At 32.9% G+C, this 24,084-nt stretch carries 25 protein-coding genes and 1 pseudogene; 16 read left to right on the top strand and 10 right to left on the bottom strand.

Translation table 11 applies throughout. The features are described from left to right. Window positions 1–111 precede the first annotated feature (111 nt). The 5 genes from JVU85_RS00005 to JVU85_RS00025 all read right to left on the bottom strand — a co-directional run bounded on the left by JVU85_RS00005 (window position 112) and on the right by JVU85_RS00025 (window position 4,302). Window positions 112–1,155: an acyl-CoA dehydrogenase family protein gene (locus JVU85_RS00005; protein ID WP_135024416.1), complete on the bottom strand. Its 1,044-nt coding sequence runs from the start codon at window positions 1,153–1,155 to the stop codon at window positions 112–114. Between the two features lie 13 nt (window positions 1,156–1,168). Continuing rightward, entirely contained in the window at window positions 1,169–1,933 is a 765-nt protein-coding gene (locus tag JVU85_RS00010) for an ABC transporter permease (RefSeq protein ID WP_107373569.1), read from the bottom strand. Window positions 1,934–1,936: 3 nt separating this feature from the next. After that, window positions 1,937–2,899 carry an ABC transporter substrate-binding protein gene (locus JVU85_RS00015; RefSeq protein WP_204171422.1) on the bottom strand — a complete coding sequence of 321 codons (963 nt, stop codon included), beginning with the start codon at window positions 2,897–2,899 and terminating at the stop codon, window positions 1,937–1,939. A 12-nt stretch (window positions 2,900–2,911) separates the two neighbouring features. Next, the gene (locus JVU85_RS00020; RefSeq protein ID WP_002510042.1) at window positions 2,912–3,652 is read right to left on the bottom strand and encodes an ABC transporter ATP-binding protein; all 741 of its coding nucleotides are present in this window, start codon (window positions 3,650–3,652) and stop codon (window positions 2,912–2,914) included. Between the two features lie 137 nt (window positions 3,653–3,789). After that, window positions 3,790–4,302 (bottom strand): DUF4242 domain-containing protein, encoded by a 513-nt coding sequence (locus JVU85_RS00025; RefSeq protein ID WP_002510043.1) that lies wholly within the window; start codon window positions 4,300–4,302, stop codon window positions 3,790–3,792. A 428-nt stretch (window positions 4,303–4,730) separates the two neighbouring features. Here JVU85_RS00025 and JVU85_RS00030 point away from each other — a divergent pair, with 428 nt between their 5' ends. From JVU85_RS00030 to JVU85_RS00040, 3 genes are all read left to right on the top strand, one after another. Then, on the top strand, window positions 4,731–6,122 hold the full coding sequence (locus tag JVU85_RS00030; RefSeq protein WP_002510044.1) for an MFS transporter: 1,392 nt from the start codon (window positions 4,731–4,733) through the stop codon (window positions 6,120–6,122). Between the two features lie 273 nt (window positions 6,123–6,395). Further along, window positions 6,396–7,994 (top strand): M20/M25/M40 family metallo-hydrolase, encoded by a 1,599-nt coding sequence (locus JVU85_RS00035; RefSeq protein WP_204171501.1) that lies wholly within the window; start codon window positions 6,396–6,398, stop codon window positions 7,992–7,994. Window positions 7,995–8,061: 67 nt separating this feature from the next. After that, window positions 8,062–8,502, top strand: coding sequence for a DUF805 domain-containing protein (locus JVU85_RS00040; protein ID WP_204171502.1), 441 nt, complete (start codon window positions 8,062–8,064; stop codon window positions 8,500–8,502). A 90-nt stretch (window positions 8,503–8,592) separates the two neighbouring features. On the opposite strand, the gene JVU85_RS00045 is transcribed toward JVU85_RS00040, so the two are convergent. After that, on the bottom strand, window positions 8,593–9,093 hold the full coding sequence (locus JVU85_RS00045) for a GNAT family N-acetyltransferase (protein WP_002510047.1): 501 nt from the start codon (window positions 9,091–9,093) through the stop codon (window positions 8,593–8,595). A 221-nt stretch (window positions 9,094–9,314) separates the two neighbouring features. Here JVU85_RS00045 and JVU85_RS00050 point away from each other — a divergent pair, with 221 nt between their 5' ends. Beyond that, window positions 9,315–10,124 carry a metallophosphoesterase gene (locus tag JVU85_RS00050; protein WP_204171503.1) on the top strand — a complete coding sequence of 270 codons (810 nt, stop codon included), beginning with the start codon at window positions 9,315–9,317 and terminating at the stop codon, window positions 10,122–10,124. Window positions 10,125–10,132: 8 nt separating this feature from the next. Here the strand turns inward: JVU85_RS00050 and JVU85_RS00055 are convergent, their stop codons facing one another. Then, entirely contained in the window at window positions 10,133–10,759 is a 627-nt protein-coding gene (locus JVU85_RS00055) for a C39 family peptidase (RefSeq protein ID WP_204171504.1), read from the bottom strand. 338 nt (window positions 10,760–11,097) lie between these two features. Here JVU85_RS00055 and JVU85_RS13890 point away from each other — a divergent pair, with 338 nt between their 5' ends. Then, a complete protein-coding gene (locus JVU85_RS13890; protein ID WP_275427742.1) occupies window positions 11,098–11,391 on the top strand; it encodes a GyrI-like domain-containing protein in 294 nt (97 codons plus the stop codon). Window positions 11,392–11,464: 73 nt separating this feature from the next. Here JVU85_RS13890 and JVU85_RS00065 read toward each other — a convergent pair whose 3' ends face one another. Together JVU85_RS00065 and JVU85_RS00070 are read right to left on the bottom strand one after the other, a co-directional pair. Beyond that, window positions 11,465–12,667 carry a putative multidrug effflux MFS transporter TcaB gene (locus JVU85_RS00065; protein ID WP_204171505.1) on the bottom strand — a complete coding sequence of 401 codons (1,203 nt, stop codon included), beginning with the start codon at window positions 12,665–12,667 and terminating at the stop codon, window positions 11,465–11,467. Window positions 12,668–12,737: 70 nt separating this feature from the next. Next, window positions 12,738–13,889: a glycerate kinase gene (locus JVU85_RS00070; RefSeq protein ID WP_204171506.1), complete on the bottom strand. Its 1,152-nt coding sequence runs from the start codon at window positions 13,887–13,889 to the stop codon at window positions 12,738–12,740. Between the two features lie 211 nt (window positions 13,890–14,100). On the opposite strand from JVU85_RS00070, the gene JVU85_RS00075 reads away from it, so the two are divergent. Next, window positions 14,101–14,484 carry a GtrA family protein gene (locus tag JVU85_RS00075; RefSeq protein ID WP_002510053.1) on the top strand — a complete coding sequence of 128 codons (384 nt, stop codon included), beginning with the start codon at window positions 14,101–14,103 and terminating at the stop codon, window positions 14,482–14,484. 219 nt (window positions 14,485–14,703) lie between these two features. After that, entirely contained in the window at window positions 14,704–15,573 is an 870-nt protein-coding gene (locus JVU85_RS00080) for a cation diffusion facilitator family transporter (RefSeq protein WP_002510054.1), read from the top strand. A 129-nt stretch (window positions 15,574–15,702) separates the two neighbouring features. On the opposite strand, the gene JVU85_RS00085 is transcribed toward JVU85_RS00080, so the two are convergent. Next, window positions 15,703–16,068, bottom strand: coding sequence for an aggregation-promoting factor C-terminal-like domain-containing protein (locus JVU85_RS00085; RefSeq protein WP_002510055.1), 366 nt, complete (start codon window positions 16,066–16,068; stop codon window positions 15,703–15,705). Window positions 16,069–16,389: 321 nt separating this feature from the next. On the opposite strand from JVU85_RS00085, the gene JVU85_RS00090 reads away from it, so the two are divergent. The 9 genes and pseudogenes from JVU85_RS00090 to JVU85_RS00130 all read left to right on the top strand — a co-directional run bounded on the left by JVU85_RS00090 (window position 16,390) and on the right by JVU85_RS00130 (window position 23,898). Further along, the gene (locus JVU85_RS00090) at window positions 16,390–17,076 is read left to right on the top strand and encodes a 2,3-diphosphoglycerate-dependent phosphoglycerate mutase (protein WP_135024427.1); all 687 of its coding nucleotides are present in this window, start codon (window positions 16,390–16,392) and stop codon (window positions 17,074–17,076) included. Window positions 17,077–17,412: 336 nt separating this feature from the next. Then, window positions 17,413–18,843 (top strand): MDR family MFS transporter, encoded by a 1,431-nt coding sequence (locus tag JVU85_RS00095; RefSeq protein WP_193325451.1) that lies wholly within the window; start codon window positions 17,413–17,415, stop codon window positions 18,841–18,843. Between the two features lie 220 nt (window positions 18,844–19,063). Next, on the top strand, window positions 19,064–19,411 hold the full coding sequence (locus JVU85_RS00100; RefSeq protein WP_002510058.1) for an ASCH domain-containing protein: 348 nt from the start codon (window positions 19,064–19,066) through the stop codon (window positions 19,409–19,411). 91 nt (window positions 19,412–19,502) lie between these two features. Next, window positions 19,503–19,871 carry a cystatin-like fold lipoprotein gene (locus JVU85_RS00105; RefSeq protein WP_193325450.1) on the top strand — a complete coding sequence of 123 codons (369 nt, stop codon included), beginning with the start codon at window positions 19,503–19,505 and terminating at the stop codon, window positions 19,869–19,871. Window positions 19,872–19,898: 27 nt separating this feature from the next. Further along, window positions 19,899–20,516 carry a DsbA family protein gene (locus JVU85_RS00110; RefSeq protein WP_002510060.1) on the top strand — a complete coding sequence of 206 codons (618 nt, stop codon included), beginning with the start codon at window positions 19,899–19,901 and terminating at the stop codon, window positions 20,514–20,516. A gap of 182 nt (window positions 20,517–20,698) precedes the next feature. Further along, window positions 20,699–21,661, top strand: a pseudogene (locus JVU85_RS00115) (metal ABC transporter solute-binding protein, Zn/Mn family); the annotation flags it as partial. 509 nt (window positions 21,662–22,170) lie between these two features. Beyond that, the gene (locus tag JVU85_RS00120) at window positions 22,171–22,686 is read left to right on the top strand and encodes a YceI family protein (protein ID WP_002510063.1); all 516 of its coding nucleotides are present in this window, start codon (window positions 22,171–22,173) and stop codon (window positions 22,684–22,686) included. Between the two features lie 138 nt (window positions 22,687–22,824). Next, on the top strand, window positions 22,825–23,424 hold the full coding sequence (locus tag JVU85_RS00125; protein ID WP_107377774.1) for a helix-hairpin-helix domain-containing protein: 600 nt from the start codon (window positions 22,825–22,827) through the stop codon (window positions 23,422–23,424). Continuing rightward, window positions 23,425–23,898 (top strand): SRPBCC domain-containing protein, encoded by a 474-nt coding sequence (locus tag JVU85_RS00130; protein WP_002510065.1) that lies wholly within the window; start codon window positions 23,425–23,427, stop codon window positions 23,896–23,898. Window positions 23,899–24,084 lie beyond the last annotated feature (186 nt).

Genomic DNA, 24,084 nt, shown 5'->3' on the forward strand with positions numbered 1-24,084 from the left:
AGGATGACTAGCGTTGAAAAAGCTTGGTTTAAAGCGCATTTTCAATGCAGTCAGCTACTGCCAATATGAAACGAGGCTAGGACAATCAATAGTGTCCTAGCCTCGTTTGATTTAAGCTTGTTGTTTTAATTCTGCTTCTAACTTACCTAAATGTCGTAATGTTGGTGTTAAAGCGGCGAAGAAAAATCCTTCTTTTAATTTACGCGCTTGTGGTGCTTTATGAGAGTATGCACGTGCACCGCCATTGACCATAGAAGCTTGATTAACTTCAAGTAATAAATAACCTGCTTCTTTTTTAATACGGATAATGTCAGCGAAATAAGCAGACAATTCATCTTTATGCGCATGAACAAGCTCATAAAATTCTGTTCTTAATTGTTGGTACTGTGCTTCATAAGCATCAACATCATAATCAAGATATTGATTAATGCCATTTTGCGCAGTAGAAAATTTATGAATCAAGTCAAGTGATGAGCGAATAGATCCTAAGGCAATAGGTATTTGCAATGTCACGAATTGTGGTCTGATTTGTGTAGCAAAAGACTTAGCATCTTTTGTAATGATATGTTTCTCTGGGATGATGACATCGTCAAATTGAATAGTATAAGTTGCAGAGCCATTGACACCTAAGAAATTAGACATTTCTGTTAACTTAATGCCTTCTTGGTTGGCACGAACAATAAACATTACTAATTCTTCACCGTCTTGAGCTTTCGAAATTGCTCCAAAATAATGGTCGTCTCCAATATTGCTGACCGCTGGTAACTTTCCATTAACATATAATGTACCATCTATATAATAGTGGTTTAAATTAAAAGCTTCTAAGTCGTTAAAAGATTTCATTGGATTAGATAAGCCAGTTGCACCTAAAATTTCGCCATTTAATAGTTTGTTTTGTAACTCAGTGTTTAAATAGTTTGTGGATGCATGTTGTAAGTAGGTGGAAAATGCTAATTCACACCATAAACAAAAACCTGTAGTTAAACATGAGTTTGAAACTTGTTCAATTGTAAGTAAGTTTTTTTCGATATCTTGTTTTGAAAAATGGTTTTCTTTAAATAAATCCTGAATAAAATCTTTGGCATAGTGAGACCCGTCATCAATTTCTACTAAATAAGGATCTAATTTGTTTGCTATTAATGTATTTAACGTCATAATTTTAACACTCCTAATTTTCTCCAAATCGTTTTAAAATATATGTTTCTAAATATGTGATTAAGCGGTCTATAATAAAGCCAAATAAACCAATAAAGAAAATAGCTGATAATACATCTTCTAAATTCAGCATATTTCGAGCATCGACAATTAAAAATCCTAAGCCCGATTGTGCACCAATCATTTCACCGGAAACTAAGAAGATCCAACTGGTTCCAACTGCCATGTGTATTCCACCCATAATGTGTTTAAAAGCACCGGGGAATAAAATATTTCTATAAAGTGACCATCCAGTTAAATTCAAATTAGACGCTATTTTTAAATATTGTGGTTCCACACCTTTTACTCCTTTGATGGTATTAAAGGTAATAGGGAAAAACGCAGCAATAAAAATAATAGCCATCGCTGGCAAACTTCCTATGCCAAACCACAACACTACGAATGGTGACCATGCGATTGGTGAAATTGGACGTATTAGTTGAAAGATTGGTTCAATGGCAGTATAAAAAAACTGACTTCTACCGAGTAGAAAACCAATAGGTATCCCGACAATAATAGCTAAAATGAATCCTACAGCAAAGCGGAATAAACTAATACCTAAATGACTAAAGATTTCACCAGTGAATATAAAGTTTATAATACTTTTGCCAACAAGTAGTGGCCCAGGTAATAAAATGGGTTGGTAATCTCCAATCCATATAATACATTGCCAAATAAATAATAATAGGATAACCGATCCTATTGGAAGGGTGTATCTTTTTACAATATTAAAAGCCACAGCTTACCCCTCCTTATATAATGATGAATCGACAAATGATTTGTACGAAGGCGCTGTAAATAATTTATGTTCTTGTACTAACTCAGTAATTTTCTGATAGCCATCTTCTTCAATTGTTAAATCGCCGTAAGATGTCCATTCTGCAGATTGTGCCAATACTTTGTCATCTTGTTTAAAGTGTTTAGACATAACGTCGACACTTTTACTTTTGTCAGTCATTTGGTAACCTGCTTTTTTATAATCAGTCATAAATTGTTGAGCGACATCGTGCTGGTTATTAATTAAATCTTCACGTAAAACAAGGGCACAACAATAGGCATCAGGTATAATTTCACTACCATGTTTAAGTGTATGTCCTTTACCTAGTTTTTCTCCTAATGCACCAAAGGGTTCAGCTACAGAATAACCTGCAATGCGGTTTTCATTTAAAGCAGCAGGCATTTCTGCGGGAGCCATTTCATGATAGTCAAATGTATTATGGTCTAGTTTCAATTGTTTGCGCATTTCTTCTAACAACAGATAGTGTGTAGAATAGCGGTGCGGTATAGCAAAACTATAGTTATTATGGTTGTGTAAATCTTCTACACTTTTACCTTTTTGTCCCATAATGACGTTACCTTCATGATGTCCTAAGGCAGCAGCTTTAATAGGGCTACCTTTTTGTTTTGATTTCATAGCTAATTCGATTAAAGTTGATGCACCATCTATACGACCGCTATTTAAAGCATCCATCAAATCTGGCCAATTATTAAATCTAGCTAATTCTAAGTTGTAATTGCCATTACTACGCGATTCTAATACTTTTTTCGTCATCATTAAATTAGCTGCATGTGTAATGGGTAGATAACCGATTTTTATAGTTTTTTTATCTGCTTGGTGATTTGAGCGTTCATTAGATGTGTTGTTATTGCTACACCCAGAAATCAATATAAGAAGTACCAACATACTATACAAAAGTTTTTTCATAGGTGACACTCCTTAGATAAAATATTCCGGCTCAGCCATATGATGATTCAACGCGAAAGTCTCCATAATATTATTCCTAATTTGTAATAAATGACTATCATTACGATTACGAGGATGAGATTGGGAAATACTGTATTGATTAATAATTTCACAACCATCACCGAGTAAGATGACTTCATCAGATAAATAGATAGCTTCATCAATATCATGAGTAACTAAAATAATAGTAGCAGTCGTGTGTTCAGATAATTGGATAAGTTGATCTTGTAAGTTATAGCGAGTAAAAGCATCTAAAGCTCCCAGTGGTTCGTCCATTAATATGGCATCTGGTTGATGAACTTGTGCACGACATAAGGCTACACGTTGTTTCATTCCTCCTGATAATTCTTCAGGGAATAAATGTCCCTTATCTTTTAAATCTACATTAGATAAATATTTGTTGATGTCTTCATCACTCAGCGAGTAACTTAAACCTAACCTGATATTGTCATTGATATTTTTCCAAGGTAATAAATTATGGTGTTGAAAAATCATTAAGCAATCTGGTGAAGGCTCAGACTTTAAGTTGTTATTAATGAGGACCTCACCGTTAGTAGGGGAAAGGAAGCCACCGATAATATTTAGTAACGTGGACTTTCCGCAACCACTTTTTCCTATGAAGCTAACAATTTTCCCTTTATCAATAGAATAGTCAAAATCATTAATTACTTGATGGTCTCCAAACTTATGTTGGATGTTATTAATTTGAATCACTACAACACCTCTAATTAATCATATCGTTTTAGTAGGCTTTTGTTATAACAAAGGGAGCGAGATTGAAATTATATAACTTAATTTCATATGCTCGCCCCCATTTAGGGTTTTATAAGTCTACAAGCTTATTTTATAATTTATAATTTTTCAATATCATCGATAGGTGTATCGACAGCTTTTCTAGCGCGTCTTACCGCATCTTCATCAGGTGCGTCATATAGACAGATACATTTTGACATATCTTCGCAGACATAAGTACGTTGGAATTGTACTTCTGGTACTTCTTCATAATGTACTGAATTTTTCTTTTTACGTGCTAAATATTGATCCATTGTAACGCCTTCTGGAATATTCCAAGTTACAAGATAGTCAACTTTAGCATCGCCTTGTTTAATCTCATCTAATTCCTTGCCGACTAAGCGTACTTCTTTAGTTAGTGAGATAGGTACTTCAGCTTGTTCTAAAAAGTCTTTAGCTTCATTTTCGTCGTTAGCTTCGACGATAAAATAAGCGTGTGTAAGATCTTCTGTTGCTTGTACTTCTATTAAAGTTGGAATTGAATTAGTTGATAATGATTGTGCTTTATTTTCTAGTTCGCTTTTAGTTGCAGCGAAAGATAAGTCATTAGATTCTAATAAATATAAAGTCATTTGAATTGCCTCCTAGTAAAATGATAAGGCTATAATATAATAAAACCTATCGAAATACAAAGGATTATAACAAGAATTAACTAAATTTTAAGAAAATTTAGAACAAAATTAATCTATGTTTAAAGTGTCTTATAAATAAAAATTGGCTTGCTATAAAGCTTGTTAAAACTAGGTGTTAATCACTGAAAGATATATATATAAATTGTTAGATAAAATTTTTTTCTTAGCGTTTTAAAAATTTTAGTGGTATCGTGTTTAAATGAACTATTTTAAATAAAGGGGGATATATTTATTTGAATGGTTTGAATACTCGGATTAGAGTATTTTATGAGGTTTTTGAGATAGCTATAGACTTTTTTAATGGCAGTTAAAAGGGTGTACAACTATTTTGAAAATCTTTCTAATTGAATATTAGGAGGAACAAGCACATGGATTCATCACAAACCTTTAAGGGAGATAATAGACTTCTCTTGGGGATTTTTTTAGCTGTTATTACATTCTGGCTCTTTGCGCAATCGCTCGTGAATATAGTGCCAGATCTAGAGTCATCGTACCACACGAACTATGGCACTATAAATGTTGCAGTTAGTTTAACGGCATTATTGTGTGGTTTGTTTGTAGTTGGAGCAGGAGGATTAGCAGACAGATATGGCAGAATGAAAATGCTGTATATTGGACTAATTATGAGCATTATTGGCTCGCTGTTGATCATTATACCTGGCTTCACTACGTTGTTAGTATTAGGTAGAGGGATTCAAGGTTTATCTGCTGCCTTTATCATGCCCTCGACATTAGCTGTTATTAATGAGTATTATATCGGAACTGACAGACAGCGTGCCTTAAGTTATTGGTCAATTGGCTCTTGGGGTGGCGGTGGCATTTGTTCTTTTTTAGGTGGGGCAATGTCAACATTTGTAGGATGGCGATCTATATTTATCGTATCAATAATAGTTACAATAGCTGCGATACTATTAATCAGACATACACCTGAAACAAAGGCACCAGTGACAGAACAATCGAAAAATGCAAAATTTGATATTGTTGGATTGATTATTTTGATTATTGCAATGTTAAGTATTAATTTAATTATTACGCAATCATCAGATTATGGTCTGTTGTCGCCATTTATTATGACTTTAATAGCTATATTTATTATTTCGTTAGTGGTGTTCATTATATTTGAAAGTAAAAAAACGAACCCACTTATTGATTTTCGAGTGTTTAAACATAAAGCTTATAGTGGTGCAACGATTTCAAACTTTATGTTGAATGCAGTAGCAGGTACTTTAATCGTTGCTAATACTTACTTCCAATCAGGATTACATTTTAGTTCGTTCCAATCAGGAGCTATGAGTATTGCTTACTTAGTATCGGTATTATTAATGATTCGTGTTGGTGAAAAACTGTTACAAGAAATTGGAGCGAAACGGCCAATGTTAATTGGTGCAGCGCTAAATGCTAGCGGTATTTTGCTAATTTCTCTCACTTTTTTACCAACAGCAGTGTACATCGTGTCATGTATTATAGGTTATCTATTGTTCGGACTAGGCCTTGGCATGTATGCAACACCTTCAACAGATACAGCGGTATCTACTTCACCTGAAGATAAAGTAGGCGTAGCATCAGGAATTTACAAAATGGCATCTTCTTTAGGAAATTCTTTTGGTGTTGCTATATCAGCTACGATATTCGGTGTAGTATCAGCAACTACTAACTTACATGTAGGGGCAATGTTTGGACTGTTTTTTAATTTGGCATTAGCCATTATTGCTTTTATAGCGATTTTAATTTTAGTACCTAAACATCAATTTAATAATTAATATTAATAGTAAGTACTACTTATTATAATTGAGGAGGCTGGGACAATATTGATTCGTCCTAGCCTTTTTTCATATTGGCAGTAGCTGACTGCATTGAAAATGCGCTTTAAACAAAGCTTGTTTCAACGCTAGTCATCCTTGCCGGGGTGGGACGACGAAATCATTTTTCCAAAATCAGATTTCTGTCCCACTCCCTTCTCTATTTATTGCTAATTACTTGTGCAACGTATTATAATCTTATAAAAGCGCTTTCTTATAGGAGGATAGGATTATATGCAATTATTATGGCAAACATACGAAGCAAGAGAAAATTTGTTAAAGCAATTAGTGCAACAGCAGACAATAACAAACACACCCGGAGAAAAAACATTTGCACGTTTTGTTGAATCATTATTACTTAAATTAACATATTTTAATCAACATCGAGAGTTAATCCAACATAGTGTCACTGAAGATGATAAAGAGTTACTTACTGCGCTATACCGTGGACAAAATAGTAATAAAACGATTGTGTTACTTAGTCATTTTGATACGGTAGGAGTGGATGATTATGCAACACATCATCAATATGCATTTAATCCAGACAAACTACAAGAAGTATTTCATGCACATCCTAACTATTTAGATGACCAAGCTCAAACAGATTTGCAATCTGATGAATTTTTATTCGGTAGAGGTGTAATGGACATGAAAGCAGGACTCATGCTCCATATGTCATTACTTGAAAAAGCATCAATGGAGCAATGGGATGTAAACTTATTATTAGTAACTGTGCCTGATGAAGAAGTGAATTCTTCTGGCATGCGTAAAGCAATCCACATTATTGCAGAGTATCAACAACAATACGACCTTGATATTCAATTACATTTAAATAGCGAGCCGAGTTTTCAGCAATTAGATAATGATCTAACGCATTATGTATATTCTGGCTCTATAGGAAAAATCATGCCAGGCGTGTTGTGTTTTGGGAAAGAAACACATGTAGGTAATCCTTTAGAGGGATTAAGTTCTAATTTTATATTAAGTTATATTACACAGTCGATTGAATACAATGCTAGATTTAAAGAAAAGTTTGAACACGAGACAACGCCCTTACCATTATCAATCGCTAATAAAGATATAAAAGAGAATTATGACGTGCAAACGCCATTTAGATCATATGCTTTATACAATATGTTTTTATTTCAACAAACACCGGCGACACTATACCAAACGTTTTTAGATGTAGTTATTAAAGCGGTGGAACGTTGTGAATATGATTGGCTGAATATTTTAGAACTAGAAAATCAATCATTTGAGTCAAAAATTAATGTACTTACATTTGAACAGTTAAACAATTATGTAGTTGCACAACATGGAGAGGAGAAAGTATCACAAATTATCCAACATGTATTAGATACGACACCTTCATTGCACATGCAAAGTATTGCTATTGCAGATGAACTGATCAAACTTTGTCGTGAAATAACGCCTGCGGTTGTTACGTTTTTTGCGCCACCATTTTATCCAGCAGTCAATTCTTCCGAGAATACGTTAGTGCAAGGTATTGTGGAGACCGTTAAAGAGACCTCTCGAACACAATTTAATAGAGATAGTCAATTAGTGCACTATTTTAATGGCATTAGTGATTCAAGTTATGTGCAATTAAATAATCATTTAGATGAAATGACAATATTTAGTAAAAATGCGCCTAGCTTCAATCGTACTTATACCATTCCTTTTGATAAAATAGCTGAAATTAGTGCCCCTGTTATTTTGTGTGGTCCTATAGGTAAAGATGCGCATAAAGTTGGCGAACGTGTTTATAAGAAAAGTGCATTTGAGGAATTGCCAATAATATTAGAAACTATTATAAAGAAACATTTTGTATAAATAATTGTGAAATTGACAACACTTACGTTATATTAATTAATATAGATAGATATTGGAGTGTTGGATAATGGTAGAGGCATATACAGATTTTTGGAAAAGGTATATAGATTTTAAAAGCAAATCAAATAGAACAGAATTTTGGGTACCAGTGCTCGTACATATTCTAGTTATTTTTATTTTGTCATTAATTGGAGCCATAACTTTTTTGACAGGATTACTGGTAATAGCTATTATTATTTTTAGTGTTATTGCTTTGTTTTTATTAGCCAACATTGTACCGATGATAGCTATAACTATGAGACGATTTTATGATGCTGGACGTAAACGTATGACAGCACTCATGTTAATTTTAATTACGTTAATAGGGGATATTATCTTTGATATTATCCAGATAGATAGTTTGGCCATTTTAATGAATATTATTACTTTAATTTCTACAATTATTTTAATTGTTATTACGTTACTACCAACTAAACCTAATCCTGAAGCACAATTGAAATGGATTTAACACTACACACGTATAGTAAAAGACCTTGAATAATCAAATGATTGATTGTTCAAGGCCTTTTTATGTTGAGTTAATTAGACGAAATAGCGATTAATTTTCATGTTCCATACGGTAAAAATCCATGCGAATTTCATTATATGTTTTACCGAAGTAGATGGGGCTCGTATGCTTTGTTGTTTTAAAACCAATTTGCTCATAAAAGGCTATGGCATTATCATTTTCTTCAACAACCCATAAGGTCATATTATCAGGATATGAAAGTTCCAAAGCACGTTGTGTCAAAGCAAAACCAATTAAATGATTTTGATATTCTTCTAATAAATAAAGGGCATAAATTTGACTCCAGTCATCGTTATCATTAACTTCTTGAGTTTTGCCATAAGCAATAAACCCAACTACTTCATTATTAACGATTGCCACAAGCGTAGGGACATCTTGTAATGCGGATTTTTTAATAAATTGATCTTTGTTAAGATTTTCTAAGTAATTATTAACAGCGATATCTTCGTATGTTTCTATCCAACTTTGGTAATGGACTAACGCCTTACTCTGTTTATCAGATTCTTCGAGCGCTCTAATTGTAAATTCCATAAGAGTCCCCCCTTTTTGATTGGTGAATAATTTCATTTATTATAGCATTTTTCTACTTCTAAGATTAACTAAAACCACTCTGAATAAGGAAGGATTTTTACCTTTAAAGTGGAGTAAAGGTCACAAAGAGGATTGAGTAAGCGAGTAAGTCCGAATGATTAAGATAAAAAGCTATTTATGTCATAATTAAAAATATATGATAAATAAATAGAGGGATAGTTATGAAAATTGGTGTGATTTCAGATTTACATATAGATAGAAGCAAGCGCTATACACCTGAAGACTTTGAACGACATTTATGTAATAGTGTACAAAGCCAACGTATAGACGTCTTATTAATTGCTGGTGATATTTCAAATAATTATCAACTTAGTGCACAGTTTATAAAGACCATAAAAACAAAGTTACAAATTACTGTGTTATTTGTGCCTGGTAATCATGATTTTTGGACTCAATCAGGTGACTTAGCATCATTAGAAATACTTGATTATTATATGGCAATGCAAGAATGTTTAATTGGGCAACCGTACATTATTAATGACGAATGGGCAATCGTTGGCAATACGGGTTGGTATGATTATAGTTACGCTGATAGTAGGTTCTCACTAGAACGCATTGAACAAAGAAAATACATTGGTGCGACTTGGCAAGATAAGGAACGGATTAATTGGCCAATTCATGATAGAAAAATGTCAGATATAGCGGTCAGACAAATTACTAAAGATATTCAACAAGTGGCTGACAAAAAACTAATATTAATGACACACATAGTAACGCATAATAATTTTGCGGTACCTATGCCGCATCGTATATTTGATTATTTCAATGCATTTATTGGTACTTCAGATTTTGATCAAATCTATGATCGATATCCAATTCACTATAGCATTATGGGACACGTACATTTTCGTAATCATTTTGAAGAACAAGGTACGACTTATATATGTCCTTGCTTGGGATATGAACGTCAATGGCGAACTACAGATCTTGCTAGGGAAATTACGCAATCATTGTATACGTTTAATATTTAAGTAATATATTATTTTGCGTTTGTAGCAGGATAGTTTAAATAAAAACTCATTCGACCTGGTGCATTAAAACTTTTTTCCATACGTGCTTTCGAAATTTTTAGTAATTGAAATTTATTAGGAACTAAAGCAGGTAATATGATAGCCTTACCAAAATGTGACCACAGTGGGTCTATATAGTAATAATGAGTGTCGTCATAGCCAACTAACACTATAGTGTGAATATTAGAGACGATTTTGGTAGGTCTATTTTCAAATTTAAACGTACGCATAATTGGTCTCTTACCTAAAACAGTATGGTATATCACTACAGGTTGGCCTTGAGTTATAACACGTTCTAATGAGTGTAATGATTGTCCTGTGCTATCTTCAATGTGCGCATTAAATTGTTGAAGGTGAGGGACAAAGGCAGTAGGAAATATTGTTTGATGGTAACCAAATTTAATACCTATTTGGTGACCTACATAGCCTTTATAAGGATTGTTAGGATGTTTAGGCCAACTTTTCATAATATCTGTAGCTTTGATAGGATAATCATTATATTGGAGAATCATTGCAGCACAGACACCTTCGCAACCCATAATCATTGGTATGGGGAATAATTGACTAATCGGTGTAACATTCAAAATTTTTGTCATGTATGTTCACTCCTGTATGACACAATATATTAATATGTTAATTATTATAGCTTGCATTGTACAAAAGGGGTAGTATAGCGTTTTAACTTGATGCGAATTGTATATGTACCTGTACCCGGGTGAGTAGATTTGGTATGCTGTCACAAAAGAGAGATGGGGTGTTAATAGTGGATTATCGTATTGACAAAACAGAAAAAATGACAATTGTTGGTTTGAAGACAAAGTATGCAACTGGTCAAAAAGCAAAAGAACATATTTATAAGTTTTGGTTGGATTTTGATGCGTAACAATATAAAACTACACTCACTTTATTAAATAACAACTATTTTGCAGGGATTTTGGGTGTTTGTATGCCACAAAATAATGGTGAGATGCATTATTTAATTGGCGTTACTACCGATGATGAAAATAACAATTTCGATGCAATAGAGTTACAGGCAGGACGCTACCTTGTATTTGAAGCAAAGGGTCCAGTTCCAGAATCGATTCATAACGCAATGCAACATATAAATAAAACACTTCTACCATCATTGGATTATAAATTACGAGAAGCACCATTTTTTGAATATTATCGTGACGGCAATACAGCCGAAGATAGCTATATTACTGAATTATGGTTACCAATAGAATAGCTACAAAAAAACTAGTCTGGTAAGATGCTGTTCCAGACTAGTTTTTATTATGTTCATATTAAATAGTGGTATATTACTTGCTCTGAAGCGGTCTATTAAACTTGAGGGCTACTTCAAGCACAATAATAATGACAGAAGTAATAATTAAAATATATAAGTATGGTGTAACGCTATATTGACCTTGTAGTCCTACTAAAGGCGAAATTGCGCCCCCTAAAATAAATTGGAAGAGACCTAGTAAACTAGAGGCATTACCACTTCCTGCAGTACGTGACTCCATAGCTAAAGCAAAGCTAAGAGGACCAATGCCTGTAACAGGACAAACATTTAAGAAGAAACCAATCACTACGACCCATAACGGTAAATGTACCACTAAGGCAAAGACTATAATAACAACGCCTATGATTTGTATAGCTGTCAAAATAAGTAATAAAACGTAGCGATTCATATATTCGACTAATTTAGCCGTAAGTTGACTCATAATAATTAAACCCACACCATTAATAGCAAATAAAACACTAAATTGCTGAGGTGTCATATCATAGATTTTTTGTGTTATAAAAGGCGCTGCAGCTGAAAAGCTAAAGAGCATAATGTAGGTTAATCCTTGTAATAACATAGGAAGAATAAATCTTGGCTTCTTAAATAACTGGCCAAAGTCCTTGAAAATAGCACCAAAATTTAATCGTTTGTTAGCTACTGATTGTGTTTCTGTCATTTTAATAGTAGCTAATACTAAAATAATTAAGCTGATAACAGTTAGAACAGCAAAAATACCTTGCCAAGTAGTGACGCTTAAAGTATAACCACCAATTAATGGTGCTAAAATTGTAATAATACCGTTCACTACTAACAATGATGCTAGACCTTTAGCTAAGGTTGCACCTTGGTAACGATCACCAACTGAAGCTTTAGCAATAACAATGGCGCCACCACCTGTTAAACCTTGAATAAAGCGTAACAATAAGAACAGGGGCATTATTGTAGTAAATATTGCGATAAATGAAGCGATGATATAAATTGCGATAATAATAAGTGCCACTTTTTTACGGCCAAAAGCATCAGACAGAGGTCCGAAGATAAATTGACCAATGGCTAAACCAATCATAGCAAAGGATAACGTGAGTTGTACTTGAGAGGTTGTGGAACCAAAGTCATTTTGCACGCTTGGTAAAGATGGCACATACATATCTATAGTTAAAGGACCAAAAGTAGTCATTATGCCCAAAACAATAAGCATCATTAAAGGGAAAGGGCGTTTAATGTGGTTGTCCATTGAAAGATCTCCTTTATATTTCATTCAATAATTCATTATAACCCCTGTTATATGGTTTGTAACTAGCAGATTAGAACTTTTCCGTGAGCGTTATAACTCTTGCAATGTTTTCAGCAGTCTTTTCGATATTGAGCACACCATTTTTTAAAGCGGTAAGTAAATCATGAGGTTGTTGCAATATATTAAATACTGCATCAATACCATGCTGATACACAGCTTCATAGCCCTCACCAAGACTACCAGAGAGTGCTATTACTGGAATATTATATTTTTTAGCAAGCTGTGCTACGCCTATAGGTGTTTTACCATAAATAGTTTGATGATCTATTTTACCTTCTCCAGTAATAACTAGGTCTGCACCTTGGAGATGTGTATCAAATTTTGTTTCCGTTAATACAATATCAATACCTTTTTTTAGTGTTGTATGACAAAACGCCAATAACCCTGTCCCTAAACCTCCTGCAGCTCCTGCTCCTGCAATATCTTTAACTGATATATTGAGTTGTACTTCTATTTGATTATGATAATGGGCTAATGCTTTATCTAATTGTTGAACCATCTGAACATTAGCTCCTTTTTGCGGACCGTATATCACACTTGCTCCTTGAGAGCCAAGTAATGGATTTGTTACGTCACATGCTACTTCAAAAGAAACATGGGCGAGGCGTGAATCGAGTTTTGATAAATCAATAGTAGCCAAACGCAATAAATCAGCCCCTCCTGCTTGTAACGGTTGCTGCTGTGCATCTAAAAATTGAACACCTAGTGCAGAAAGCATACCTGTGCCACCGTCATTAGTAGCACTACCACCAATGCCTAAAATAATACGTTCAGCACCTTGGTCTAATGCACTTTTAATTAGCTGTCCCGTACCGTATGTTGTAGTAATTAGTGGATTACGTTCAGTTGTTGATACTAAATCTAGTCCGGAAGCTGCAGCCATTTCAATAACAGCAGTGTTAGTCGTAGCAGAAAAACCATACTGTGCTTGAATTGGACGTTGTAACGGGTCGAGTACCGTAGTTGAAACGTAGCTAGCATTCAAAGCATGCATGAGTGCATCAGTAGTACCTTCACCGCCATCAGCCATTGGGATTAATTCGTAATGGGTATCGTGTGGAAAAATTTTCGACATACCTTGTTGAACTGCTTGAGCAGCTTGCATAGCAGACATACTTTCTTTAAATGAATCTGGTGCGATAATAACCTTCGAAATAGTCATCTTAATACCTCCAGCAAATGTTAATGTGTTAATAATTTTTTTATCTTATTATGAAACTATATGTGAGTAAAACGGTTACAATAAGTTTAACTATATTATTACAATAATCATTGAAATAAAAAAATATAGTGCCTGTAAAAATGTAGGCGCAAAATTAAGTGATGTGTTAAAGTATGATTGTTATATATTGCATGACTAAAGGAGTACGTAAATGAATTTAACAAAAACACAATATGAAATATTAAAGTTTATTATAGTGGGTGGTATTAATACTTTAAATTATTACATTATTTATTTGTTATTATTGAAATTAATTGGTGTGAACTACTTAGTTAGTCACATCTCAGGTTTTGTTATTAGTTTTATAATTTCATATTATCTTAATTGTTACTTTGTTTATAAAGTACAACCAACTTGGAAAAAATTTATACAGTTTCCACTAACTCAAGTAGTTAACATGGGTATGCAGACTTTATTATTATATATATTCGTACAATGGTTTAATATTTCTTCTGTGATTGCGCCATTTGCAGGTTTAATTATTACTATTCCTGTAACATTCATATTATCTAAATATATTTTGAGAGATGCTTAATTTTATTGTGCCTGGTAATAAATTAATTTGATTTACTGTATGTATTAAATTTCAGAAAGCCTAAATTATTGTTGTAATCTATAGTGAAATAGAAATTTAGGAGAGACGAACCCTTTTTTTAGATAAAAAATATTAATTAATTTTAGAATTTAAAACGTTGTAAAATAGAATTGAATCGGTCATAATTGTATTTCAGTTGAATTAAGGTGGTCTTGAAAAATGAATCAAAGTAACCAATTAAAGCTAGCACAGCGGGGAGCATACCTCAGTTTAATTATTTATATCATTTTATCTATCGCTAAATTTTTCGTAGGAACAATTTATGATTCGGCAGCAGTACGTGCGGATAGTTTAAATAATATGACTGATATTATTGTATCTATTGCCGTTATTGTTGGCTTGAAAATTTCAATCAAACCTGCGGATAGTAATCATCCTTATGGGCACTTGAAATCAGAAAATATTGCAACATTATTAGTTTCTTTCGTAATTATGTTTGTAGGTATTCAAGTTGTTATTGAAAATTTACCGCGAATTTTTATAAAAGAACATCCTACGCCGAACATTATAACTATTTATGTCAGTATGATTAGTGGTATCATCATGTTTATCGTTTATTATATTAATCAAAGATTAGCTAAATATACTAATAGTAGCTCCTTAAATTCTGCAGCAAAAGACAATTTGTCTGATGCATTAGTCAGTATTGGTACAGCCATTGGGTTAATTTTTACACAAATTGGTATGCCAATCGTCGATACTATTTTGGCCACAATACTTGGTCTGCTAATTATTTATACTGGTTTTGGAATTTTTAAAGAATCTATTTTTGCTTTAAGTGATGGTTTTAATGAGCGTGAATTAACAGCATTTAAAAATTATATTTTAGAAGTAGATGATGTTATAGATGTGCAATCTATTAAAGGACGGTATTATGGCAGCAGTATTTTCGTAGATGTGACGATAGTCGTTGAGTCCAATTTAACGTTAGAAGAAGCGCATCATATATGTGATGCTGTTGAACAACATATGCATAATAAGGGTGTCTCATCTATTTATGTACATCCCGAACCAGCTTCTATACAGTGATTACTTTGTTAATACCTTTTGAACTATAGCGTTTAGGAATAATATGACGAGCACTGTCAGGCATAAAAAAGGCTATTCCATTTAAATATGGAATAGCCTTTTTATGTGTAAGTTATAGGTTTCTATAACTTACCACCAACCATTTGCTTCACGGAAATCAATTGCTGCATCAATAGAACCATAGCGTTCCTCAGCGTAATTAATCATACCTTTAGTTTGTGTTTCTACTGAGCCAGTTCCCCAGTCTTCTTTAGTTTGACCAAGTCCTTTGTATCCTAACTCATTTACAGCATTTGGATCTCCACCAGATTCAGGTAAGACAACTTTTTCCCATAGTTCTGGTGTGCCTCCAGCTTCGATAAATTCTTGATATACAGCGTCAGTAGATTGTTGTGTTGTTTCAGCGGCATCGGCAGAATTAATATTTGCACTAGCACCCACGCCTGCTGCTGTAATAGATAATGTGGCAAATGAAGCAATTAAAAACTTTTTCATGATAAAAAATCCTCCTAATTATTCGTGTTATTCATTGCGATACAATATAATATTTCATCTTGTTTGCTAATTACTTTTCGAATTAATGATTAATACTATAACATCTAAATTTAAGGTATAGGTTACAATGAGATAAAAAAAAGAGCGACTTTATGACTAAAATAAGACATTTATTTCAAAATAACGTGTAATTTGTTACAATTATTTTGTGATTTACAGTTTTGAGTCACTGTAAAATACATACTTGGGCATATATGAACGATGAAAAATTTATATTAAAAAATTGCAATATTTTGAAAATAAATGAAAGAAGTGATTAACATGCCAAAATTAATATTATGTCGTCACGGTCAAAGTGAATGGAATGCTAAAAATTTATTCACTGGCTGGGCTGATGTAGATTTGTCAGAGCAAGGCAAACAAGAAGCAATTACCTCAGGACAAAAATTGAAAAGACAAGAAATAGAAATAGATATTGTTTATACTTCTTTGCTAAAAAGAGCTATTAATACAACATATTATTTATTAGAACAATCTGATCAACTGTATATTCCAGTTGTAAAATCGTGGCGTCTTAATGAGCGTCATTATGGAGGACTTCAAGGGTTAAACAAAGATGACGCTCGTAAGCAATATGGTGAACAGCAAGTTCATTTATGGCGACGTTCATATGATGTTAAGCCGCCCGAACAAAATTCGAAACAGCGGCAAAGTTATTTAGAAGATAGAAAATATGCTCATCTTGACCGGAGAGTTATGCCAGAAGGTGAAAGTTTAAAAGATACACTTGACCGTGTTATTCCGTATTGGAGCGACCAAGTATCACAACAACTCTTAGCTAATAAAACAGTGCTCGTGTCAGCACATGGCAATTCTCTGAGAGCGTTAATTATGTTCTTAGAAAATGTGTCTCCAGAAGATATAGTTGGATATGAAATTAAAACAGGTGCGCCATTAATTTACGATTTAAAAGAGGATTTAACAGTAATAGATAAATATTATTTATAATGAATAAAGACAATGTATGTTATTAATATAAAAAGCATTCAAATCGTGTATAGTCGAGTTGAATGCTTTTTTCGTATTTACCTTCTCTAAAACTCAAACTATTTAACCGTGGTAGGACAAATGAAGAAAGAATTAAACCATATGACACTGTTACTAACAAAATACATAATAATTTTAAAAACATATAATCGTGATTTTTGAAATAATAATAAATTTAATACTATTTTTAAATATTTTTACTATCCAATCAAGAAAAATATATGTATAATGTGACGTTGCAGTCGAAAATAAAAGAATACATTTTATCCATATAGAATGAATGATGAGGAGATAAATATGTCACATAAAAATAAATTAATTATGATTATTACAATGCTGTTTGGTGGTTTCTTTGGTTTGTTAAATGAAACATTATTAACCACAGCATTACCAAGTATTATGAAATCATTTGATATAGGGTACACACAAGTACAGTGGTTGACTACGGCCTTTCTATTAACTAATGGTGTAGTCATCCCTCTATCAGCGATGTTTATTCAAAGATATAGTACGAGACAAGTATTTCTAGTCGCAATTTCAATCTTCTTTATAGGTACAGTTATAGCTGGATTTAGTCCTAATTTTACGGTGCTATTAATTGCGAGAATTGTACAAGCTATGGGTTCTGGTATAATGATGCCACTTATGATGACGACAATTTTAGATGTCTTCGAACCTCATGAACGCGGTAAGTATATGGGGACATTTGGGTTAGTTATTGGTTTAGCACCAGCAATAGGTCCTACATTGTCCGGTTACTTAGTAGAATATTTTGATTGGAGATCATTATTCCATGTAGTTGCTCCAATTGCAGCGTTAACGTTTATAGCAGCGTTAAAATTTGTGCATAATGTAGGGACAAATATCAAGTCACGTATTGATGTCTTATCGATTATTATGTCAGTGCTCGGTTTTGGTGGTTTATTGTACGGTACAAGTTCAATTTCTAGAGATGGATTTCAAGACCCTATAGTTTTGACGACGATAATTGGTGGAGCAATTTTAGTAGCACTATTTGTTTATAGACAAACAAAACTAGAGTCTCCATTATTAGATTTCTCGGTATTTAAAAATAGTCAATTTGCTGTAGGTATTATTATTATGGCCTTTACAATGATTTCCATGATTGGATCTGAAACGGTATTGCCTATGTTTGTACAAAATATTATGCAAGAAAGTGCATTGCAATCTGGCTTGATTTTATTACCAGGGGCAATTGTTATGGCAATTATGTCCATTATTTCTGGAATGTTATATGAAAAATATGGTGCAAAAATTTTAGCTTTCATTGGTATGTTAATAGTAGTTATTACAACGTCATTCTTTGTCTTTATGGATGGAGAAACGTCAACAGCGGCATTAGCAACTGTATACGGTATTCGTATGATTGGTATTGCTTTAGGTTTAATGCCATTAATGACACATACTATGAATCAATTGTCACATGAAATGAATGCACACGGTTCATCAATGACTAATACAGTACAACAAATTTCAGCTTCTATTGGTACAGCTGGACTGATTACTATTATGAGTCATATAGCCAACAAGTTTGAACCGAATATGGCAGATTATCAAAGAATGAATAAGCAAGAAATGACTTTACAAATACAACATGATGCCTTACTTAATGGTTATCATGCTGCCTTTTGGTTTGCGGTGTCAATTTCAATTATTAGTTTGATTTGCGTCTTTTTCTTGAAAGGTAAGACCAAAAAACACGCATAAAAGTATTATAACTAACACATAGTAGCACTATGTATGTAAACAGCTGATTCTATACTTGGTGTATAGTAATTCAGCTGTTTTTAATATAGACAATAAATTGCTAACAAAGAATAAAGGGAACAACTATTCAAGCACTGTAAAATAATAGTATAATGTAGACTAATTAGGATAAGAGTATGTATCATAAATAAACAGAAGAAAAGTAATTTGGAGGTAAGCTATGGAACACAGGATGCAATTACAAGATAAACCATTTCAATTAATTAAACAAAAAACAAAAACGATCGAAGTACGGTTACATGATGAAAAAAGACAACAAGTGACTGGTAATGATATTATTATTTTTACTAATATAGATAAACCACAAGAAACATTGAAGGTTAAGGTGATGGAAACTGTTGAATTTCCATCATTTCAAGCGCTATTCAATCAATATTCAAATATTGAGGTAGGTGCAGATGAAGATGCACAGCTCTCACAGAAATTAGCGGCGATATATCAAATATATAATCAACGCGATGAGTTAGAGCATGGTGTGTTAGCGATTAGTATTAGATTAATTAAGTAGCGTAATTGGTATAGCTAATTCGAATTATGGTTATGAGATACAGATGAACAAACAATAACTAAATAATAGTGAACTTTTAGGAGCGATCTAAATGAAAAAACGAATGATAGTATCAATTATTATTGTCGGTGTATTGTTAGCGGGGTGTAGTAGTGGGAAATATGCGGATAAAATTGATAAAGCAGTATCAGCACAAAAAGATTATCAGGCTGATTTAGCTGAGCAACGACATGGTGATGTTGATAAAAAATTTGATCAAAAAGAAGCAAATATTTATGTCTATGATAAAGGGAAATATATTACTATCGCATATAAACCGCTAAAAAAAGATGCAGAAGTACATTACTATACGTACCGTGTGAACAATGATAAAGCACAATATTTAGCAGATTTTAATTCTAAAGGGTATGCTGAAACACATGAACCAGATTATAAAGAAGAAAATATGAATTTGAATTAGTGAATACAACAAGATAATGGAGGAACTATGAAAAAATATCTAAGTATTTTACTACTTATAAGTGTCGCTATGCTTATAGTTGTCGGCTGTAGTAATAAAGATGATGTGCACAAAGATGACCAATATTCCAAAGATGGAAAGGTGAAAATGATAGTGTATGGAGACTTTAAGTGCCCATATTGTAAAAAAGTAGAGACGAAAATCATGCCTAAAATAGAACAACAATATATTGATAAAGGTTTAGTGGATTACCAATTTATTAATATGGCTTTTTTAGGTAGTGATTCTATTATCGGTTCACGTGCAGGGCATGCAGTACAACTGATTGCACCCAAACATTATTCTGATTTTCAAAAAGCAATGTATGCACAGCAACCTAAATCTGAGGACAATTGGATTACTGAAAAAGTTGTAGATAATCAAATAGACACATTGGATATTACTAATAACAAAAAAGAACAAATCAAAAAAAGTTATAAAACAAAGAATAGTAAAGCATGGCAAGCCGCCAACAAAGACAAAAAACTAAGTGAAGAGCGCCACATTGAGACTGCACCAACCGTTTTTATTGGTGGTGAAAAAGTCGAAGATCCTTATAAATTTAAAAACTATAAACAACTCATTGAGAAGTACTCAAAAAAATAACTTTATTGTGAATAGCAAATAACCCGCAACTTATTCGAAAATTGGCTAATACATTATTATGTGTATTAGTCTTTTTTGTATTGAAAAAATAAATCGTAACAATTACTAAAAAACTATTGTAATTATGGCGGTAGGGATATATAATATTAAATCGTAAAGATTACTATTTACAGGAGGGTATTATGAAAAAGATTACATATATGCTTATAATGATAGGCGCTTTGATGATTGTATTAGCTGCTTGTAGTAGTGCTTCATCAACTGATAAAAAAAGCGAAAAACTTACTATTAATACAACGGTTTTTCCATTAAAATCGTTCACAGAACAAATTGGTGGTAAACATGTAGAAGTTAAATCAATTTACCCAACAGGGACTGATTTACATAGTTACGAACCAACACAAAAAGACTTAATGGAAGCAACTAAAGCGGATTTATTTATTTATACTGGGGACGACTTAGACCCTGTTGCTAAAAAAGTAGCAAAGACAATTAAAGATAATGATAAAAAGTTATCCTTACAAAAAGATTTGAAAAAGTCAGAGCTATTAACTGATCAACATGAGCATGAAGCACATGAATCGCATGATGATCATCACAAACATGAACATGAAGAACATCAACACGGTACGTATGATCCACATGTGTGGTTAGATCCAAAGTTAAATGAACAATTTATTAAGTCAATCAAAGAACAATTAATAGAAAAAGATCCATCACATAAAGAAACTTACGAAAAAAATTATAAAAAATTACAAGCAGATCTTGAACAATTAGACCAACAACTAACAAAATTGACAAAAGATAAACAAGGGAAAACATTGTATATTTCACATGAATCAATGGGCTACTTGGCAAAACGTTACGGCTTTGAACAAAAAGGTGTACAAAATATGAGTGCTGAAGACCCATCACAAAAAGATTTAACAAACATGGTTAAAGCGATAAACAAAGCGAACGTTAAATACATTTTGTATGAAGATAATGTTTCTACAAAAGTTACAGATACTATTCGCAAAGAAACAGATGCAAAGCCAGTTAAGTTTTATAATATGGAATCACTAAATAAACAACAAGAACAAGATAATAAGGTGACATACCAACAATTAATGAACAAAAATATCAAAAATATTGAAAAAGCGCTAAGCTATTAATACCTTACAATCAAAAAGTAATAAATAACAGACGCAATCTATTGCATGGGAAAGGCTGGGACATAATTAATTTGTCCCAGCCTCATTATATTTGCAGTTATTTGGGCTGACTCCGGTGGGAAAAGCACTAGCCGAGGACTACAGGCTAAGGCAGTGCCCACAGAAAGCGAGCAAAAAAATTGCCAACATTAATTTCACATTGTCAGAGATAACTGAAATGAAAAGGCGCTTTAAAATGAAGTTTTCACTTCTAGCATGGGATGATACAAACCATTTAATAAAGTTAAATTTCGGTTACTCCCTGTTTTGTCGGCAGTTTAATACAGAGAAACTACAAATTTTTTGTTGTAAAAATAGTTAAGAAAATAATAATTTTTTTAGCAAAATGATTAGTAAAAGAACTTAATGGGAAGATGAAAAGAAGAAGTTTGAGTTTATTACTTGATATATTTATTATATTTGGTATACTAAATATATCATAAAATTTGGAGGTAGAAAGCATGGCAAAATTAAATTTTGATAAAGCACATTCTGCAGTAGAATTTTCTATTAAACACTTAGTAATCTCAAATATTAAAGGACGTTTCCAAGATTTCGATATTCAAGCTGAAGGTGATACAAATGATTTAAGTTCATTAAAAGCATCAGTTGTAATTCAAGCTAATTCAATTGATACAGGAGTAGAAGATAGAGATAATCATTTACGTACTAATGATTTCTTCGATATTGAAAATCACCCTGAAATAAAATTCGAAACGACATCAGTAAGTAACAATGAAATTACTGGTAACTTAACAATTAAAGGACAAACACACGAAGAAACTTTTAATGTTGAATTCCCAGGTGTAAGTAAAAACCCAATGAACGGTGCACAAACAGTTGGTGTTGTTGTTACAGGTAAAGTGGATCGTGAAAAATATGGTATGACATTTAACCAAGCACTTGAAACTGGTGGCGTAATGATTGGTAAAGAAGTTAAATTTGAAGTCAGCGCAGAATTTGCAGTAGAAGAATAAAAGAAACATATTCATAATAAATAAGGCCACACTCAATTGTCCATATATTGAGTGTGGCCTTATTGTTATCAATAATTAACTTAAAACATTTCGGGTATGATATACATACAAATTTGTATAAATTTGAGGAGGTAGCAAATGAGTCAACCTTTACCTAAAATTGGCAAACCAGCAACTCATGCATTAAAGCATGAAGGTATAACTACATTAGAACAAATAGCGCAATATGATAAACAAACTTTATTGAAATTACACGGTGTAGGTCCTAAGGCAATACAAATATTAGAAGAGGCTTTAACAAACCACAGCTTATCTTTTAAATCGTCAGCACCAAAGGACCCACAATTACCGTTTGAATTAATTGGTGATTTACAGTGTGACAATGCACCGAAAAGACGAGTGCTCTTAGATTATATAATTGCCACTGCGACACTTGATCAACAACGCTTAGATGAATTATTAAACACATCATTTCAGTGGAAAGTGCCTGGATATTTTACCATTGAGGGGAAAGATAAGTTTTATGAAGAGTTGTCTGCACATCCATCGGAACTTTCTACTATCGAAGTGAAGCACAATATAACTCATGGTAAAACTGGAGCAATTCACGGTACACTAGTTGATAAAGCAGGTAAACCAGCATATTTTGCTGATTTTATCGAGTTTGAAAATCATAGTAAGACAGCAAAAATTAAAACAGTTACGTCTTACGTAATTATGCCAGAAGGAGATTTATAAATGACAATTGAAATCAAAGAAAATCAAATTATATTCACTCGAACTTTTAAGGCTCAGCCCAAGCATATTTTTCAAGCGTATACAGATGCCACGTTGTTTAAACAATGGTTTCATCCTGAAGGAACGACGTTAGAAATATATGAATTCGATGTTCGTGACGGTGGGTCAGCATTTTTTGCTATTCATGCACCCCAAGGCTCAAGTTATACGGTAACGCATTATAATGAAATAACAAGACCTAATATTATTGATTATTATGATTATTTTGCGACGCCAGATGGTGAAATTGATAAGTCAATGGCAGGGATGCACAATAACATAAACATTCAAGATATGGGTAATGGGGTATCTCAACTGACTGCCACATCTATATTGCCTGATGCCAAATCAGCACAACAGTTATTAGAAATGGGTGTAGAAGAGGGAATGAATAGTACCTTTGATAATTTAGAACGTTTGTTAGCCACAAAATGATAAAGAAAGTGAATTAAATAGCAAACAGCAGTACCTATTTCAGTTATAATAAATAAGTGAAATGAGGTGCATAAATTGTATAAACGATATTTACAAGTATTGGGTCTATATACTTTAAGTACTTTGATTCCTAACATACTCTGCCAGCCAAAGAATGTTAAAGTTAATTTTAAACAGTGGTTGATG

Origin of the sequence: Staphylococcus sp. GDY8P72P, from assembly GCF_016890655.1 — a bacterium.
Lineage (GTDB): Bacteria > Bacillota > Bacilli > Staphylococcales > Staphylococcaceae > Staphylococcus > Staphylococcus arlettae.

Bases quoted from the DNA above. Each gene is read 5' to 3' on its own strand.
- JVU85_RS00120 (WP_002510063.1), top strand. From the start codon at position 22,171: ATGGCAAAATTAAATTTTGATAAAGCACATTCTGCAGTAGAATTTTCT.
- JVU85_RS00125 (WP_107377774.1), top strand. From the start codon at position 22,825: ATGAGTCAACCTTTACCTAAAATTGGCAAACCAGCAACTCATGCATTA.
- JVU85_RS00030 (WP_002510044.1), top strand. From the start codon at position 4,731: ATGGATTCATCACAAACCTTTAAGGGAGATAATAGACTTCTCTTGGGG.
- JVU85_RS00050 (WP_204171503.1), top strand. From the start codon at position 9,315: ATGAAAATTGGTGTGATTTCAGATTTACATATAGATAGAAGCAAGCGC.
- JVU85_RS00080 (WP_002510054.1), top strand. From the start codon at position 14,704: ATGAATCAAAGTAACCAATTAAAGCTAGCACAGCGGGGAGCATACCTC.
- JVU85_RS00065 (WP_204171505.1), bottom strand. From the start codon at position 12,667: ATGGACAACCACATTAAACGCCCTTTCCCTTTAATGATGCTTATTGTT.
- JVU85_RS00025 (WP_002510043.1), bottom strand. From the start codon at position 4,302: ATGACTTTATATTTATTAGAATCTAATGACTTATCTTTCGCTGCAACT.
- JVU85_RS00070 (WP_204171506.1), bottom strand. From the start codon at position 13,889: ATGACTATTTCGAAGGTTATTATCGCACCAGATTCATTTAAAGAAAGT.
- JVU85_RS00075 (WP_002510053.1), top strand. From the start codon at position 14,101: ATGAATTTAACAAAAACACAATATGAAATATTAAAGTTTATTATAGTG.
- JVU85_RS00085 (WP_002510055.1), bottom strand. From the start codon at position 16,068: ATGAAAAAGTTTTTAATTGCTTCATTTGCCACATTATCTATTACAGCA.
- JVU85_RS00040 (WP_204171502.1), top strand. From the start codon at position 8,062: ATGGTAGAGGCATATACAGATTTTTGGAAAAGGTATATAGATTTTAAA.
- JVU85_RS00100 (WP_002510058.1), top strand. From the start codon at position 19,064: ATGGAACACAGGATGCAATTACAAGATAAACCATTTCAATTAATTAAA.
- JVU85_RS00035 (WP_204171501.1), top strand. From the start codon at position 6,396: ATGCAATTATTATGGCAAACATACGAAGCAAGAGAAAATTTGTTAAAG.
- JVU85_RS00005 (WP_135024416.1), bottom strand. From the start codon at position 1,155: ATGACGTTAAATACATTAATAGCAAACAAATTAGATCCTTATTTAGTA.
- JVU85_RS00055 (WP_204171504.1), bottom strand. From the start codon at position 10,759: ATGACAAAAATTTTGAATGTTACACCGATTAGTCAATTATTCCCCATA.
- JVU85_RS00105 (WP_193325450.1), top strand. From the start codon at position 19,503: ATGAAAAAACGAATGATAGTATCAATTATTATTGTCGGTGTATTGTTA.
- JVU85_RS00095 (WP_193325451.1), top strand. From the start codon at position 17,413: ATGTCACATAAAAATAAATTAATTATGATTATTACAATGCTGTTTGGT.
- JVU85_RS00110 (WP_002510060.1), top strand. From the start codon at position 19,899: ATGAAAAAATATCTAAGTATTTTACTACTTATAAGTGTCGCTATGCTT.
- JVU85_RS00090 (WP_135024427.1), top strand. From the start codon at position 16,390: ATGCCAAAATTAATATTATGTCGTCACGGTCAAAGTGAATGGAATGCT.
- JVU85_RS00015 (WP_204171422.1), bottom strand. From the start codon at position 2,899: ATGAAAAAACTTTTGTATAGTATGTTGGTACTTCTTATATTGATTTCT.
- JVU85_RS00130 (WP_002510065.1), top strand. From the start codon at position 23,425: ATGACAATTGAAATCAAAGAAAATCAAATTATATTCACTCGAACTTTT.
- JVU85_RS00045 (WP_002510047.1), bottom strand. From the start codon at position 9,093: ATGGAATTTACAATTAGAGCGCTCGAAGAATCTGATAAACAGAGTAAG.